Here is a 16,765-nt window from a genome sequence, read left to right as displayed (position 1 = left end):
GGCCGTGATATGCCAGGTAAGGTGGGCTGGGAAACGAACCGGCGCGGGAGAATATGATCGAGGGATGGGGAGGAAAGATGAGCGAAGGTTCTTTGATGAACTTCTTCGCTTACGTTTCCAGGGCCCGTCTTACCTGGCATATTCACGGCCTGTCCTACATTACCAGACTTCACATTTTTTCATCTAATCAAATCACATTGCTACATTTCACTGCTCTAATTCATATCACGGTACAGTTCACATTACTTACTTCTTATCGGGAATACCCAGGTCCTTTAGGAATTTGGTGATCGCTTTGTTCAGCTCAGAGTTTTGCTCTCTCGGAAAGCCACCGTGCTTACCGCCTTCGATGGTCATGAATTCTGTTTTTACACCGGCTTCCTGCAATTTCTTGTGAAGGGCTACTGATTGCTGGTAAGGTACTGTAGGGTCGGCATCGCCATGAACGATGAAAACGGGAGGACTGTTCCTGTTCACGAAGTTGATCGGCGAAACGGATTTGACGAAGTCCGGATCATTCGCTTTGCTCCCCAGCCAGCGGGTGGCTGATTTGCTGGTGATGTTTTTGCCATAGGCCCAGTCATTCACGTCGGCGATACCGTATTTGTTGATGATGGCGGCTACCTTTATGTTTTCAGTACCGGGACAGTTTGTATCGAAACGATGATCATTGCCGAGTAAACCAGTCATCAGGGCGAGGTGACCACCGGCGCTGCCGCCCATCACCACAATCCTGTTCACATCGATATTGAGCGCTGTGGCATTCTTGATCAGGTAGATCAGCGCACAACGAGCGTCTTCAACAGCAGCAGGAGCTGTAGCCTGTGGAGTGAGGCGGTACTCGATATTGCAAACGGCAAATCCCATCTTGAAGAATGTACTGAATCCGGTCTGTGATTCCTTGGTGCCGTGGTTCCAGCCGCCACCGTGGATATTGATCAGCACGGGAGTAGGCTTTCCGTTATTGGGAGGCAGGTAGAGGTCAAGTTTCTGCTCCCAGTCCTTGCCCTTTGTGTATACCACATCTATCTGTGATGTATAACCGGGAAGTAGCTGAACTTTCTTTACAGTATCCTTTACTTCATTCTGTGCCATAGCAGAGACCGACAAGAAAAGGAAGAAGGCTAAAATGATCTTTCTCATTGTAATGATTTTTATTGAAGGGATCAGGGTAAAAAATCTTCTCTGAGGGGACTGAAAACATCAATGAGCAGTCCGGGCTCCAGGCATACACAGCCATGGACCACATGTGGCGGAACGTAGTAACCGTCGCCTTTGCGGATGATCTGGGTTTCATCGCCGATGGTCATTTCGAAAACACCGCTTTCCACGTAGGTCACCTGTGAATGATGGTGCTCGTGCAGGGCGCCTACAGCTCCTTTATCAAATTTCGCTTTCACGAGCATGATCTTGTCGTCATAGCCGTAAACCTGTCTTTGAATGCCATTGTTAAGGTCTTCCCAGGGGATCTCCTGCTCAAACTGAAATTCACTGCTTGCTTTCATGATCTTGTTTTTATTCAATCACCAGGAATGATTTCGGATCATTTTTCCTGATGCTGACGGTATATGATTTCTTTTTGTAAGAGAAACGGAACTGCACAGTGTTGCTGGTGGCGCCGACCAGTTTCAGGTCTTTCACGGCGGCGCTGGCGCCGGTGGTCACTTCTGCAATGGTATTGTTCCTGCCATGCGGCTCGGTGATGCTGATGAATGTATGTTCCTTTGCAGCGGGCTGCGACACTATGAATGCTTTTTCATTGCGCAGATTCAGGTTGGGGTCATTGGCGCCGAGCGTCACCAATTTGATACGGGTGGCAGTATCGGCCAGGAAAGTGGTGGTATAGAATCTGCGGTTATTCAGCACTGTTATATATTGCTTTCCTTTTGCGGGTGCGCCGGTCCCGTTCAGCCAGAGATGCTGGTAACCGTTGCTGTTGCCGAGGGCCGGCAGATGTTTTCCGTTGATCTCTGAAGGGAAAGGCAGGTCTGTGATATGCCCCTGGTACCAGGAAGGGAGATCGTATTGGTGTGGTTGGTCACTGTTCACGGAGAATACATCCAGCAGCAGGGCTTTGTCAGTTCCTTCGGGAGTGAAGAGAATGGCAGTACGCCAGAGTGTTATTCCTTTGTATGCATTCTTTTCTTCGGCGCTCACTACCTGGAATTTTTCGTTGACAGTAAAGTTCACCAGTGATGGCGTTGTCTCCTCCCCTTTCTTTTCGTTGCTGTTGAAGTGTGATTGTTCATCAGCAACAATTGTATTGTGGGCAATTGTTTGTTTGCCCCAGGAATCGTTCTCTTTGGTATAGTTGCCCCCGTTCTTGGTTTCCACGTTGAGGAAGCGAACGGCTCCGTAATCACTGAATACTTCAGTGCCATTATCGTATACGAGCAGGTTGAGCCGGTCGAAATGGCCATGGCCCATGCCCTGTGTGCCGGCTTTCATCACTACTGCAAACTGGTCTGCATTAGCGCCACTGCGGAGGATACCGATGCCACCGCCTTTACCATCTGCACCGTCTTTGATCCACATAGGCTTGTAGGCAAATGGTTTGGTCCTGCCTGCATCGATGGCCTGCGCCACCTGTAAGCCTGCATCGCTGATGATCACGCGGTCCTGTTGTTTTGCAATGTCCAGCAGGTCATCGCCGGCCTGCATTTCACTGTAAGCGAGATCCACTGCGTATACCATTTCCTCCGTTTCGTAGGTCTTGTCTTTTATAGCATCGTTGAGGGGAAAGAAAACCCTGTTGGTATATGTACATTGTAAGGCTGTGTTCACGGCTTTTTTCAGTAGTCCATTTCTGAAATCATAGATACCGAATTTGGGATCGTACTGGTGAATGGCTTTGGCGAAGATCATGAAGGGCAGGATCGCATAACGCTGGTAGTAAGGACCCTCTGCGTAATAGCCATCGGGCGAGAACAACTGGTTGAGCTGCGCAAGAAAACCGCCTTTATCATCCAGTTTACTTCCGTGAAGGGCGGCCTGTACCCATTCTTTTTTGCCGCATACATAACCTGTCATCCCCACAGCTGCTGCGCTCCAGGTACCGTGATTATGCACCTTATTGAAAATGGAACCGTTCACTTCGCTCAGTTCTTTTACCACGTTTGCGAAGAGATCGTTTTCTATTTTTTTCCTGTCGGCTGCACTGAGAGCGTTGTACACACAATCGTATGCCTGGATCATATACACCTGCCAGACGCAGTCGTTCAGGTTCTGCCAGAAGATCTTTCCGCCGGGTTCCTGTTTGCGTTTGGGATGACGGCCCCAGGTATTGTATTGTTTTGCATATTCCAGCAGCAGGTCCCTGACAAATTTCGCATAGCGTTCATCGTTGGTCACCTGGTAAGCAACACCACAGGCAAGCGCCTGCTGGTAATTCTTTTTGTGTTTTTCATGGGTTACACCGCCACCGCCATCCGCGGGCACAGGTACTTCGATACCGGACTTCAGGGCTTTCTCCGCGTCCTTTTTTACAGTTTTGTAACTGGATGCCATGATGGGAAAATCTTTGATCCCCCTGCGTACGGCTTCGATATTTTTCTGCGTGAGCATGATGGAAGGATGTGATTGCGCCTGCCCCACCAAAGCTGCAAAAACCAATGATATGGAAAGAAAGAATGTCTTCATGATATTAGTCTTCATTAGAGTACGCCCATGGGCTTATTGTCGTTACCAGTTAAGCCACTTGTTTGCGCCAGCCTGAAATCATTGCCGGCAACGTCTTTGAAGGATGGTTTCCTGTTCAGGATATTTTTACCCGTGGCTTTGCCAAAGAAAGTGCTGATGCGGCCACTGTTGAACACATTGCAGTAATCCACTGTAAGATTATCCCAGGCCATTTCTTCAAACCAGATGATCCTGCCGCCTTTGCCACTGTAATTGAAAACGCTGTTGGTGATGCTGGCCACCTGTACACCTATCAGTTTCACTACGGTGCCCTGCATACGGTTCTCAACATTATGGAAAGTACAATGGTTGATATGAACAGTAGGACCGGTAGTGCTTTCGTCGTTCCCACCCCTGTATACATTGATGGCGCCGCTGAGTGTATTGGCAAATACAGAATTCTCCACGCGCAAATAGGCTACATTGTAAATGCCTTTGTCGTCTTTTTCCGCACCATAATCGATGCCCATACCGGCATTGTTGCGAAAAATGCAATTGCTGATCAGCACAGAATCTGCATAAGTGCCTTTGGCGCCTTTGATGCAGACATGTCCGCCTTCACCAAAATTGATGAACTCACAACCCTCCACTTTGAGGATATAATGAGGGCTTGCAGGTTTGGTCCCTGTTGCGATCCCTGATCTCACAGCACCATAATTTTCAAAGGCGCTGTTGAAAATGATCCGGGCTGTACTCAGGCTGCCGCCGGGTTCGATCACCATAAAAGCTGGCAGGCTGTTGGTGGCAATGCTCACCAGTTCTGGCTTTGCTTTGAGACCGGAAGCTGACCGGATCACAATTGGTTTGCTGATCACCAGTGGCTCAGTGATCTTGTATAGTCCGGCTTCATTCAATTCAATGATATCTCCGGGTTTTGCATTGTTGATGATCACATTTATTTGCTGACTGTCTGCAGCAGCAACAGTATGTACTGAAGGTTTGCCGGCAACAGGCTGCTCAGGCCTGAACCAGGCAGCTCCGGTATTTTGGGCGCTCATCCAGTTCAGTTTACTGAGATCAGCGCCATATTTCCCTGCAGGGACCTTGAATTGCTGACCGGCCCAGGTAATTGAAATGATCGTTGGCTTTTCAGCGCCAAATCCTGCCGGGGCAGTGGCAACGCTTTTGGCGGAATAGCGATTGTTGGTGAACGTGATACCGCCGTCTTTGTTGGCATCTTCATACAGCGTTGCATTATTGGTCTGAATGAAATTATCCCTGAAGGTTACGCGTGCCGGGGGCAGTGTACGTTCCTCGTCTTTACCTGCGCCAAAAAGGATGGTCTTACAGTTCACGAATGTATTGTGATGAATATCTGCATCCGTCACCTGCATATACCTGTTCAGTGGCGAATTGGGCACACCGTTCAAAACAGTGAAAGCGCCATGGAAGCCTTTCCCGGCAAGGTCTATGAAAAGATTATTGGCAACGGTATGGCCGGGATTGATCACGCGCACTCCGCCGGTATAGGGTTTGTTGTTACCGATAAAAATATTATTGAGCACGATATTCCCCGAACCGTGGCGTAGCACCAGTCCGCCTTCACTTTCAAAGAAAGTGTTTTCTGTGAGCCGGTTGTTGCAGCTTTTCACGGAGATGATCTCCACTTCCCCATTACATTTTTCAAAATAATTATGATGCACCAGTGTATTGCTGCTGGTGAGCGAGTAACGGCTCACACCGATCCGGATGGTTTCTCCGCCATTGGAACCGAGTGGTTCACGGCCTTTGAAAAAATTACTATCGATATTATGTTCATTGTGCTGCGATCTTTCATCATTCAGTTCCACAATGAGGGTGGTGCCGGCATTGAGCTTATTACCGATCACACAATGATCGATGCGGTTCTTCTTTCCCCAAAGCGTGATCCAGTGATCATTATCGGAGCGGCTGGGCTTGCTGAAATTCTCGAATACGCATTGTGTGAGCCGGCAATGATTGGCCAGCCTGTCTCCTTTTCTAAAATCCACGATGGATTCTTTCACGGCATAGCCATCGGTGAAATGCAATCCGGAAACGGTCACATGGTCACTGCCGAAACGGATGAATGAATTGCCGGTGCATTTCACACCGCCGGGTGTTTCGGCCATCACCACGATGGGCTTTCCGGCAGAGCCGCTGGTGGTAATGTACATTGCCATGTCTTTCCAGGCGCCATCAGCGAGTACGATACTATCGCCCGGCTTTGCTTTATTCAGCGCCGACCTTAGTTCCTGGTCATCTTTCACGGGTATGCGCTGGCTGTAACCTGCGTTCATGGCCAGCAGCAGGGTTGCAGTGAGCAACAACGGATTGATTCTTTTTTTCAAAGCCTGAGTGTTTAGAGGTTACCAGGTGGTTTTGGTTCGACTGATGCGCAGGATATCGTCCAGGTGATTGGCCATGGCGAGACCTGCTGCATCAGCATCCTGATCGGCAATCGCTTTCAATATTTCGTGGTGTTCGGCCATGGCTTCCCCGCTCCGGTAATCTCCGCAGATCTTCTTTTCGATGATATTGCGGATGATATCGGGCAGCAATAAGAGCAGCATGGATTCCATCACGGAATTCTTGGCGGCATTGGCGATCCGGAGATGAATGAACATGTCTTCCTGTACAGCATTCTCCTTAGCGTTGATCTTTGCATCATAGGCGTCCACAGCTGCTTTGAGGGCAGCGAGATCATCATCTGTTCTGCGTTGCGCGGCCAGCCTTGCTGCATTGATCTCCATATAATAACGTGCTTCAATAAGCGCGGAGAAATCATCTTTATTAAAATTGATGATATCGTTCAGGATACCTTCCATCATCTGGATATTGTAATGGGCCACGTAGGTACCACTCTGGGGCGATGTTTTGAGCAGTCCGTAGAATTCCAGTTTGCGGATGGCATCGCGCACATAAGTCCTGCCCACACCGAATTTCTCGGCCAGGATGCGTTCTGCCGGCAGGCGGTCGCCGGGCTTCAGGTGCCCGTCGCTCATCAGCTGCTTCAACTGCCGGATGATCTTGTCAACCGGGGATTCTACTTCGATAGCTTTAATGGTTTCAATGATAGAAGATTGAGCCATAATCGTTAATTTACTTTTGCTTCAATATATCGAAAGTGATGGTGGATGTTGCCTGGTTTGGCACTGCCACTACATTCACATTCACCACTCTGATCAGTATATTCTTTGTTTCACCTGCCTGCGTGTTTGCTTTCACATAGATCAGTGAATTCTCGGCAAACGTACTGCTGTTGGGCGCGCTGGCGGTGGGGGCCTGAACGCCCGTGAAAAATGCGTCACTCAGATCGTCCATATTCATCGCTTCCAGTTTCGGGCGTATCAGTGCATCCTGGGAGGCATTCAGCACCCTGAAATTGGTTTTCATCAGGTTGGTGGAATTCGGCAGCGGCGGGTCCCAGTTGGTGCCATTACATTTGAAGGTAGTGAGCGTTCCTGCTGAAATATTCGCCGGATTCTGGAAAGCCAGCAATGGCGTACTGTTGGTGAAGATCGCAAAATCGATCTTCGTATGCAGTTCAGGGTTAGCATTCGCCTCACAGGGCCCGATCAGCGGATCGGCCAGGTCGCCCGTAAAGAAACAGGTGGACGATGTGGTTGTAGCATTCCCCTGGGCCATCATGGTCAGGTCCTTCCAGTAGTAGTACGGCAGGATCTCTACATTAGCATTGGCGGTAGAAGTATTGGTGGCATCACTCACTTCCAGCCGGCAGCTGGTCACATCCTCAGCAAATGGGAAACCTGTTACCGTAAAACTATAGTTGAATTCATTGGGTTCGCTGTTTTCCGGCACAGGCGTTACCACCTGGTGCAGGGTACTGCCACCGGCTGTTACCACGTATGCATTAACGGTAGTAAGGGCGGTGAAAGATTTGATGGTGCCTTTCACTTCCGGCGTTCCATCCGGCAATGCCACTTTCAGGGTGGTAGCTGCAAAAGTAATCACTGGTTTGAAAGGAATATTTACAAACTGTACAACTTTATCAGCTTTTAAGCCATAAATGTCGGTTACCTCGATCTTTAGTTGCCCGGCGCCATCATTGTACGCGTACTGGTAGTTCAGGTTGAGGTCCTTTGCATTGTTTCCGGGCACGGTGCCTACCAGTTCGAAATCGCCATTGGCATTGTCGAAAATGTCCACTTTTGCAATTCCTGTTGAGGAAGTGATCTTGCCGGTGATGGAAGTCATGCCTGTAAGATTGGGCGTGAGCGTTTCCGGCACTTCGTCCACCACCGGTGCGGCAGGATCGAAATAAGTTATAGCAAGGACCTTCTCGATGGATGTGTTATTGTCCCTTACAGCCAGTACTTTCAGGCCTTTGGACCCAATCATGTTCACACCTGACCAGGATGCTGATCTTAACGAAAACTCATAATCGTTGCTGGCCTCATCCCTGAGAAAATCGATCTGCAAAAGCGTATCTGTTTTTCCCTGGCGCTGCAGGTAATAATACACTGTTCTCATTTCGAAATTAGCGCTGAGAGAACCGCTCACGGTTTCTTCAGGTTCGAATTTCTTAATGGCATTGTTGAATACATAGTCCTTTGCCGTGAGCGTTCCTTCGGGAATCAGTGTGTCTTTTTTCTTACACATCACCAACAGCAGCAAAGGGAGTAACCACAATAGTTTGAGTAATGATTTCATATGACTGGCATTCAGTGTGATTAAGGGTTGTTTAGTAGCCATCGTTTTGACTGATCTCGATCTCATTGTTCGTGTCCAGCTCGCGTTGCGGGATCGGCAACAAGGGGCGCTTCGCCAGGTTCTCTTTCAATTCTTGCAGGGGAATGGCAGGTTTGAAGCGCTTATAATGACTGTCGTACTCTGATTCGTAATAAAGTTCCATCAATTCCAGGTACTTGCCCAGGCGGTGCAGATCAAACAGGCGATGATTCTCGAATGCCAGTTCTATGCGTCTTTCCTCCAGTAATTTATAGATGAAATTATCGGCCGTAATGGCTTCTGCACCGGATTCCGGGTAGAGATAGAACTGTGCGTTGAAATTACCGGTACCGGGATAAGGACCCGCTCCTGCTCTTTCGCGCACCCGGTTGATGAGCGCTACTGCTTCAGGACTGAACCCCAGTGCTTCCGCCTTCAGCAGCAGCACATCTGAAAACCGAAGTACGGGAAAGTCATTCTCTGCATCATTTTTCACCATTACCGGCGAAATGAATTTCTTTACATAGGTCAATGCATTATAACGGTCAATAGTAGCTGCTTTTCTTTCATCTGCAAAACCTGTAGAGGGTGCGATATACTTAGCTTCCATATTGGCGGTAGGATAATTCAACCCGGACCCGTTACCGTTCACGATGGTGCTGCCGCTGTTGAGCGCCGCAAAGGAGTTGGCCATATGGTTACCCAGTCCTACCCCTCCTGATTTGAAGCGGACGGCGAAAATGATTTCCTTGTTCACTTCATTGGCAACGGAGAAAACATCGGCATAGGAAGGCAGCAGATCATGACCGCTATTTGAAATCACATCATTGAGCAAAGCCAGGGCTTCCGCTTTTTTATTTACCTGGAGATACAATTTTGCAAGCATACTTTCTGCCGCCCACCTGGTAACACGTCCGAGGTCTTCGCTTTTTTGAGCACCGTAGCTCACTGCCGGCAAATAATCGACAGCGGCTTTCAGGTCTGCTTCAATGAACAGCAAACATTCGTTGACTGATGAACGTGGGATCTTCTTCAACTGCGACGGTGTTTGCTGGTCTGTAATAATGAAGATGCCACCATAGAGGCGTACCAGGTTGAAATAATGGAAGGCCCTGATGAAAAGGGCTTCCCCGGCCAGTTGCTTCTGCTGGTCTTCGGTTACATCGGCAGATGCCTCTCCCATGTTGATTTGTCCATTTTCATATTTCACGCCCAGGCTCCTCAGTACATAATTGGCGTTGCGGATATTTTTGTAGGTAGCAAACCAGTAATCATAAACACCCGGCAGCGTTGGACTTTGTAAATAGGTATTAAGATTGTTATAGTTGATATTGGCAACAGCAGTACTGTTGGGAGATCCCTGCTTGCTCATGTCGGACCGCAGCTCGGTCATACTCCATTCATTATTGAGGGGACCTTGCATACCGTTGTAAACCCCGGTCAGTGCGGCTTTCACCTCATCGTAGTTCCTGTAGTAATTGTCAACAGTAACATTCGATTCCGGTTTCAGATCGATGATCTTGCTGCAGGAGACCATGCCGGCAACCAGGAAACCGAAGGGCAGTATATATCGTAATGCTTTCATGAATCTTTGTTTGATGGTGGTTAAAATAGAATGTCAACTCCCAGGGTAACTGTTCTGCTGATCGGGAACCCGCCACGCTGGTAGCCATCAATCAGCGGAGAGGCATAGGCGTTGGAAGTGGTCCTGGCTTCGGGGTTCACACCACGGTAACTTTTCGCCCATACGAAAAGGAGGTTCTCACCCGCTGCATAAAAACGCACATTACCCAGCTTCAGTCTTTTCACCAGTTTTGAAGGTGCTGTATAACCGAGGACCACACTGCGCAAAGCTGCATAGGAACCATCTTCCATCACGTAGTCCGTCAGCAGCCAGTCTGCACCGTTGAGCGCATAAGCCGTTTTACCATCGCCGGGATTGGCGGCACTCACCCAACGGGAATCTGTATTGTACTTCCTGTTGAAGTACCTCGACTCACCATAGAAAGCATCTCCATTCAAGATCTTATTTCCCTGTACACCCTGGATCACCACATTCAGATCAAAACCTTTGTACTTTATATTGTTCACAAAGCCCCAGGTAAAATCGGGGAATGGTGAACCTAATGTTGTCCTGTCCTTTTCATCAATATTTTTATCCCCGTTCACATCAACGATCTTTAGTCCGCCGGCCACAAAATATTTGGAGAAGGCGTCGCTTTTGTAGCCTTCGGCCTGCGCCTTAGCGATATCTGCGTCTGAAAGCCAGACCCCGTCTGTCTTATAGCCAAAGAACTGAACGGCCGGACCGCCGGGGAAGGCCGCATAGATCTCCTGGCGTTCGCCGAAATTGTATTGATGTTCTTCCCCTCCTAGGTCCAGCAGGGTATTCCTGTTGGCAGAAAGATTCAGTGATGTGGACCACTCGATGTTTTTGTTCTTTACATTATGCGAAGTGAGTTCGATCTCAAAGCCCTGGTTCCTCACCTTACCGATATTGTTCCAGTACTGGTTGGAACCTGAAAAACTCATAGCCCCTTGTTTGAAAAGCAGGCGGTCCGTGGTACCATTATAGTATTCGAGGCTCATGGTTATCCGGTCTTTGAACAAACCTGCATCTATACCCGCATTGTACTGGAAGGTGCGTTCCCAGGTAAGGATATTGGGCAGCACATCATTGTTGGGCGCCTGTCCGTTGTTCACGGTACCTGTGCCACCTCCAAAGGAATAGTTGCCGGGATTCAGCAATTCCAGGTAAGCAAATGGCTCGATGCGGTTGTTACCGGTAGCGCCGTAACTGGTGCGGAGCTTGAGGCTGCTGAGCCAGTTGATATTCTCCATGAAAGGCTCGCTACTGATCCTCCAGCCGAGTGATGCCGCGGGGAACCAACCGTATTTATGTCCTTTCGGGAAATAACCACTACCATCTGTACGCAGTGAAGCGGAGAAGAGGTATTTGCCTTTGTAATCGTAAGTGACACGTCCTAGATAACTCAACAGACCAACCGGCGTTCTTAGTGTATAGGTACCCGAAAGATCGATGGCTGTTGCGAGATTCAGTGTTTTGATATCATCGGTTGGCAGGTTCATACCTGTGATCTGGTTCTCGCTGGTATTGGTCTTCTGCGCCGTGAAACCGAGCAGGCCGGTGAAATTATGATCACCAAAGCTCTTGTTATAGGTCAGGGTATTCTCCCAAAGCAGATCGATCATCCTGCGGATATTCTGGATGCCTTTGTTGGCAAGCCCCTCCTGCTTTGAGTTCTTCCCTTCGAAAGTATTGGTCTCGGTTTGATTGAAATATACACTCAGACTGGATTTCAGGTCAAGGTCCTTCATAAAGCTGATGCTGAGATCAGCGCCCGTGAGTAAACGATAATTGTAGGAATACCGCTCCTGCCTGTCTGCCACAGAACGCGGCGTATTGTTACCGGAGGAAAAAGGGATCACTTTTCCTTCGGTCAGGTTCGGTTCGTCATAACTGTTATAGAAAGAACCATCGGGCAGGTAACCCTGGTAAGCTAGATTGGAAAAATGAGCAGGTTGCGCCCAATCACCGGGCCTGATATTTGACCAGGTGGGGTTCTGGTTCACGAAAGCTGCGGTTGCAGCTGTATGTTTAACGGGAAGTCCTGAGTAAAAACGGTAGTAATCCGTAAAATTCACTGCAGGTAGTTCCGTTTTTGTGTACGAAGGATTGAAGTTGATGCCAAACTTGACGGTCTTACTGAGGTTACCGTCGATCTTGGCCTTCATGTTGATCCGGTCGTAAGAGTTGTGGATCATGATGCCCTCATCATGCTGGTAGTTCCCCGAAACATAATAGCGGATCTCTTTACCGCCTGAAACGCCGATCTGCACATTCTGCATACGCGCATCTTTAAGGGCTTCGTTCTGCCAGTTGGTTCCCTGACCATTACGCAGCGTGCTTTCCACGAGGTATCTTGCCAGTTCCTGTGGTGTTACGAGATTTTTGTCAGCAGCGGAAACTGTGGGATCGTTCTCGCGCATAGCTGCTTCCCTGTAGAGCTTTTCCGTGTATTCGGTAGTGGTCATCATGGGATGCAGCTTGTAGGCCGACTTCACACCGGTATACGCTTTTACCGTATATCGTGGTTTATTGGTCTTACCGCTTTTGGTGGTGATGATGATCACGCCATTGGCGCCGCGCGAACCATAGATAGCGGCGGATGCCGCATCTTTCAGAACTTCCACAGACTCCACATCAAAAGGGTTCACCATGCTCAGTCCATCTGGAACGGGATGGCCGTCCACTACCACCAGCGGATCGGAATTAGCGCTGATGGAACTTAGCCCGCGAACACGAACACGTGGACTGGTGCCCGTTTCCGAACTGAGGTTCTGAACAGTAACACCTGCGATCTTTCCGATCAACGCTCTGTCCAGACTACTGGTTGGTATCTCATCCAGGTTTTCATTCTTGAGTTTTGAGATCGCGCCGGTCAGATGTGATTTGCGTTGTGCGCCGTAGCCGATCACTATCACATCGTCCAGTACCGCAGAACTGTTCACCATTTTGATAGCAACTGAATCTTTTCCATCAAGCGCCACCAGCTGGGACTTGTACCCTACTGCCGTGATCATGATGCTACTCGTTTTTAAACTGGGAACTTTGAGTCGGAAATTGCCATTGTCGTCAGTGGCAGCGTAGGCGTTCTTACCACCTGCCACACTGATGGTGGCTGCAACCGGAGCGCCGGTTTTGGAATCTGTAACACTACCTTTCAAAGTTTGGGCAGCCGCAGGCAGGCTGAACAAAAGGCAGAGAAGCAGAAAGTTGATTTTTCCCATAAAGCAAGCTTGTTTGCATGACCCAATCGTAAGTCAGCGTTTGGGGGTTAACAATCGTTTCTTTTTAAATACTCCAATAATTGGTTGACCAATTTCTGGATAACCAAATTTAGGCATTTTAGGATTCGACCAAAATATTTTTTTGCGGAGTTCCGCAATTGGATGAAACTCGTTGCTTTATGTGTTGATACTCAACAGTAAACACTGAAGAAATTAATCAGCGTGCGCCCAGTCGCTCGCCTCCGGCGAGTGACTTTTAATTGTTCGCCTCCGGCGAACCAACCCGGTGCTGCACCTGATTGGTCGCCGGAGGCGACAAAATAGTGGTCACTCGCCGGAGGCGGGCGACTGGCGGCTGCGAGAAAGTTTACACCAGTCCCTGCTGTACGGCAACTTTGATCAGGGCTGCCACATTATTCACTTCAAACTTCTGCAAAAGATTACGACGATGTGTTTCGATGGTGAGCTGGCTGAGGTTCAGTTTTTCCGCTATCTGCGGAGTGGTCATGCCATCTGATATCAATGCGAGAATTTCTTTTTCGCGGCGCGTCAATTGCGGCACTTCTTTGAGTTCATGCGCAGAAGGCCTTGCAATGATCTGCTTGATCTCGTTACTGAAAGTGATCTGTCCGTTCAACGCTTCATTGATGCAATTCAGCAATTCATCGGCCGAAGCATTTTTCAGCAGGTAACCACTGGCGCCATTCTGCAGCATCTGCATGATGATGCTGCGTTCACTATGATTACTGAGCGCCAGCACACAGGTGCCGGGGGAGCGTTTCTTGATCTCCTTGCAAAGCTCCATACCATTGGAGTCCGGCAGGGAGATATCCAGCAGAACAATATCCGTTTTATTCGTTTTCAGATAGAGCAGGAATTCATTGCCGGAGGTAAAAGTGCCTGCAACATTCAGGTAGTCCCTGCTGCCCAACAGTCTTTGCAATCCTTCGATCACCACAGGATGATCATCAACGATTGCGAGTTGTATCAGTTCATTATTCTGCAACATTCAATTCTATGTTTATGGAAGTTCCTTCATTGACGGTGGAATTGATCTCGAGTTTTCCATTGAGATAATCCACGCGGTTCTTTACATTGCTGAGGCCAATCCCTTTGAAACTCCTGATGGCGCTGGTATCGAAGCCTTTACCATTATCTTCCAGGGTGATGAAGAATGTATCATTGTTCTGGCTGCATTGCAGCAGTATTTCGCTGGCAGATGCGTGTTTGATGGCATTGTTGAGCAGTTCCTGCACCACACGGTAAATAGTGAGCTGCTTTTCATGCGGAATATTGGAACGGATGCCGTACGACTGGAAACGGATATTCACTTTATCTGAGATCAGGTTTTCACAGGCTTCTTTCAAAGCCGTTTCCAGTCCGAATTTCAGGAGTGCTTCGGGCATCATGTTCCTGGCGATGCGCCGCAGCTCACTGATGGAATGGTCCAGCTGGTCCACTACCCTGTTGAGGTCCCTGGTTTGGGTTTCAGTGGCCATGCCCGTGAGGTTCATTTTCACACCGGCTAAAAGCCCGCCCAGTCCATCGTGCAGATCTCCGGCCACCCGGCGGCGCTCCCGTTCTTCGCCCAGCAACAATGCATGTCCCACATGGATCTGTTGTTGTTGCTCGATTTCCCGGAGCTGCTGTTGGTGGAATAGATCTTTTTGTTGCGACAGTTTCTTATTATTTCGCATATACAGGTACGTTACTACTGCCAGGATGAACAACAGGATGCATACAGAAGCCAGGAACCAGATCATCAGGCGTGTATTCCTGGCAGAGAGAGAAGATTTCTCGTTTTCCAGTTTCAGTGCATCGATGGCTTTTTGCTTTTCCGCATTCCCGTATTTGATCTCCATATCGTGGATCTCATTTTTGAGGCGACTGGAATTGATACTATCACTAAGCTGACTGTAACGGACAGACCATTCATAAGCGGGTTTGAAATTTCCAAGCGCAGCCTGGGTTTCAGACATGCCTTTGAAAACTTCCAGCTTGCTGTTGAGCAGGGTCATCATCTCGGGCTGCTGCGAAAGCCATTCCATCACCGCTGCCGCTTCCCTGTATCTTTTCAGGTTGTGCAGTGCATAAAATTTTTGGAGAAGCAGCCTTTGTTCATCATAGGTCCTGCCCTGCTCCTTTGCTTTTGTAACACCACTGTCTACACTCTGCAGGGCTTCCCTGTATTGTTTCATTGCAATATTGTACAAGGCCTCGGCCGAATAGTAATCCACAATCAAATGATCATTTGGCTTACGGGTAAGCCAGGCCATGGCGCTGTCCAGCACAGGTTTTGCCATTTCATGTTTGCCGCCTAATACATAGTTCTCGGCAAGCGTGGTGTATGCATTAATGAGGTTCAGTGTAGAATTGTTGGTTGCTTTGTTCGACTTATGTACAGACAAGGTGCTGATAGCCTCCTGAAGATAGGCAGTGGCTTTATCATATTGCTGTGTATTTTTAAAAACGATGGCAAGATCGAGATAATTCTTGCCCAGGTAAGCCGTATCCTGCGCCTGTTGCGCCAGTGGAATACTTTCATCGATCATGATCCTGGCGAAGCCTTCTTCATCACCTTTCACCTGTTGCAGGATGCCGTAATTATGCCAGGCCTGCGACCGGAAACTGAGCGCTTCCTTTGTATCGAAAGTTTCGAGTCTTTTAATGGCCTCCCGGAATGACTTTTCACTGGAAGCGATATCCGATTTCATATAGAAGAGCACGCCTTCATAGAAGTAAGAGAGCGCCAGTTGATATGGATACTGCTTTCCGGCGATCCTTGCGAGGTCTATGAAATGCTGGCTCTTACTGGTATCACGGGCTACCCAGTAGTAGGAAAGCAGTAGTGCCGCAGCAGATTTGCTGCTGTCGTTCCCGTTCTGCACAACTGCATTCAAACTGTCTGTATAGCTGTTTGGCTTCGCCGGTAACTGTGCAAAGCTGCAGACGGAAACAAAAAATATGAGGGAGGTGAGACGGATTTTTTGCATCATGGGAGCAAATAAACAATAATTGGGCTTCAAAAATCAAATAGTGGAAAAATACCGGGAAACAGGTACCTGAAAAACCATGTTTCACAGGATTGGAACGCAGTGGCGACGCCAATATTTTTGCAAGCAATTATCGTATCAGCTATTAAAACTATTCGAAGATGAAGACACCATTATTGAGACACCCTATGAGATTCTTTACACTTTTGATGGCAGTAGCGCTGCTCGGAACTTCCTGCAGTAAAGACAAAGATGACAACAAAGACAGCGGCTTTCCGCGCACCGTTTCTGTGGAGTACAAAGTAAGCAGCAACAGCGGTCTGAACAAGGCCGATGTCATGTACACCAATGAAACATTGGGCGAAACAGATATCAATAACGCTGCCATTCCGTTCAACAAGAAAGTGGAAGTCAAACTAACCGAGCCTGTGGCAATCGGCCTCACCGGCGCCTCTTTTGTGGGCGGCAACCTGAAACTGGAGATCATCGTGAACGGCAAATCCGTTGCGGCCCAGGAATTCAACAGCAATTCAACAACGTCGGGGATCATCACCCATACATTCGTACGCTAAATACTTTTGTAATACCATCCTGTGTAAGGCCGTTCCAACTGGGGCGGCCTTTGCTTTTTT

11 protein-coding genes are annotated in these 16,765 nt (G+C 48.6%); 1 reads left to right on the top strand and 10 read right to left on the bottom strand.

What is annotated here, in order from left to right; genetic code table 11:
* Positions 1 to 246: 246 nt before the first annotated feature.
* The 10 genes from D9Y29_RS11300 to D9Y29_RS11255 all read right to left on the bottom strand — a co-directional run bounded on the left by D9Y29_RS11300 (position 247) and on the right by D9Y29_RS11255 (position 16,136).
* On the bottom strand, positions 247 to 1,143 hold the full coding sequence (locus D9Y29_RS11300; RefSeq protein WP_127128092.1) for an alpha/beta hydrolase: 897 nt from the start codon (positions 1,141 to 1,143) through the stop codon (positions 247 to 249).
* Positions 1,144 to 1,166: 23 nt separating this feature from the next.
* Positions 1,167 to 1,505, bottom strand: coding sequence for a cupin domain-containing protein (locus D9Y29_RS11295; RefSeq protein ID WP_127128090.1), 339 nt, complete (start codon positions 1,503 to 1,505; stop codon positions 1,167 to 1,169).
* A gap of 10 nt (positions 1,506 to 1,515) precedes the next feature.
* Positions 1,516 to 3,639, bottom strand: coding sequence for a heparinase II/III domain-containing protein (locus tag D9Y29_RS11290; protein ID WP_241237897.1), 2,124 nt, complete (start codon positions 3,637 to 3,639; stop codon positions 1,516 to 1,518).
* A gap of 14 nt (positions 3,640 to 3,653) precedes the next feature.
* Positions 3,654 to 5,987, bottom strand: a complete 2,334-nt coding sequence (locus D9Y29_RS11285) for a polysaccharide lyase 6 family protein (protein ID WP_206513761.1) — start codon at positions 5,985 to 5,987, stop codon at positions 3,654 to 3,656.
* 18 nt (positions 5,988 to 6,005) lie between these two features.
* On the bottom strand, positions 6,006 to 6,728 hold the full coding sequence (locus tag D9Y29_RS11280) for a FadR/GntR family transcriptional regulator (RefSeq protein WP_127128086.1): 723 nt from the start codon (positions 6,726 to 6,728) through the stop codon (positions 6,006 to 6,008).
* A gap of 10 nt (positions 6,729 to 6,738) precedes the next feature.
* Positions 6,739 to 8,310 (bottom strand): hypothetical protein, encoded by a 1,572-nt coding sequence (locus D9Y29_RS11275; RefSeq protein WP_127128084.1) that lies wholly within the window; start codon positions 8,308 to 8,310, stop codon positions 6,739 to 6,741.
* Positions 8,311 to 8,341: 31 nt separating this feature from the next.
* Positions 8,342 to 9,913 carry a RagB/SusD family nutrient uptake outer membrane protein gene (locus D9Y29_RS11270; RefSeq protein WP_127128082.1) on the bottom strand — a complete coding sequence of 524 codons (1,572 nt, stop codon included), beginning with the start codon at positions 9,911 to 9,913 and terminating at the stop codon, positions 8,342 to 8,344.
* A gap of 20 nt (positions 9,914 to 9,933) precedes the next feature.
* Positions 9,934 to 13,140 carry a SusC/RagA family TonB-linked outer membrane protein gene (locus D9Y29_RS11265; protein WP_127128080.1) on the bottom strand — a complete coding sequence of 1,069 codons (3,207 nt, stop codon included), beginning with the start codon at positions 13,138 to 13,140 and terminating at the stop codon, positions 9,934 to 9,936.
* A 367-nt stretch (positions 13,141 to 13,507) separates the two neighbouring features.
* Positions 13,508 to 14,149: a response regulator transcription factor gene (locus D9Y29_RS11260; RefSeq protein ID WP_127128078.1), complete on the bottom strand. Its 642-nt coding sequence runs from the start codon at positions 14,147 to 14,149 to the stop codon at positions 13,508 to 13,510.
* The gene (locus tag D9Y29_RS11255) at positions 14,136 to 16,136 is read right to left on the bottom strand and encodes a tetratricopeptide repeat-containing sensor histidine kinase (protein ID WP_127128076.1); all 2,001 of its coding nucleotides are present in this window, start codon (positions 16,134 to 16,136) and stop codon (positions 14,136 to 14,138) included. The genes D9Y29_RS11260 and D9Y29_RS11255 overlap by 14 nt, the downstream gene beginning before the upstream one ends.
* Before the next feature lie 158 nt (positions 16,137 to 16,294).
* Between D9Y29_RS11255 and D9Y29_RS11250 the strand changes: the two genes are divergently transcribed.
* Positions 16,295 to 16,705 (top strand): hypothetical protein, encoded by a 411-nt coding sequence (locus tag D9Y29_RS11250; protein WP_127128074.1) that lies wholly within the window; start codon positions 16,295 to 16,297, stop codon positions 16,703 to 16,705.
* Positions 16,706 to 16,765 lie beyond the last annotated feature (60 nt).

The sequence above is a fragment of the Pseudoflavitalea rhizosphaerae genome (assembly GCF_003991355.1).
In the GTDB taxonomy this organism is placed as follows: Bacteria; Bacteroidota; Bacteroidia; order Chitinophagales; family Chitinophagaceae; genus Pseudobacter; species Pseudobacter rhizosphaerae.
This window is presented reverse-complemented; position numbering and strand designations above follow the sequence as displayed.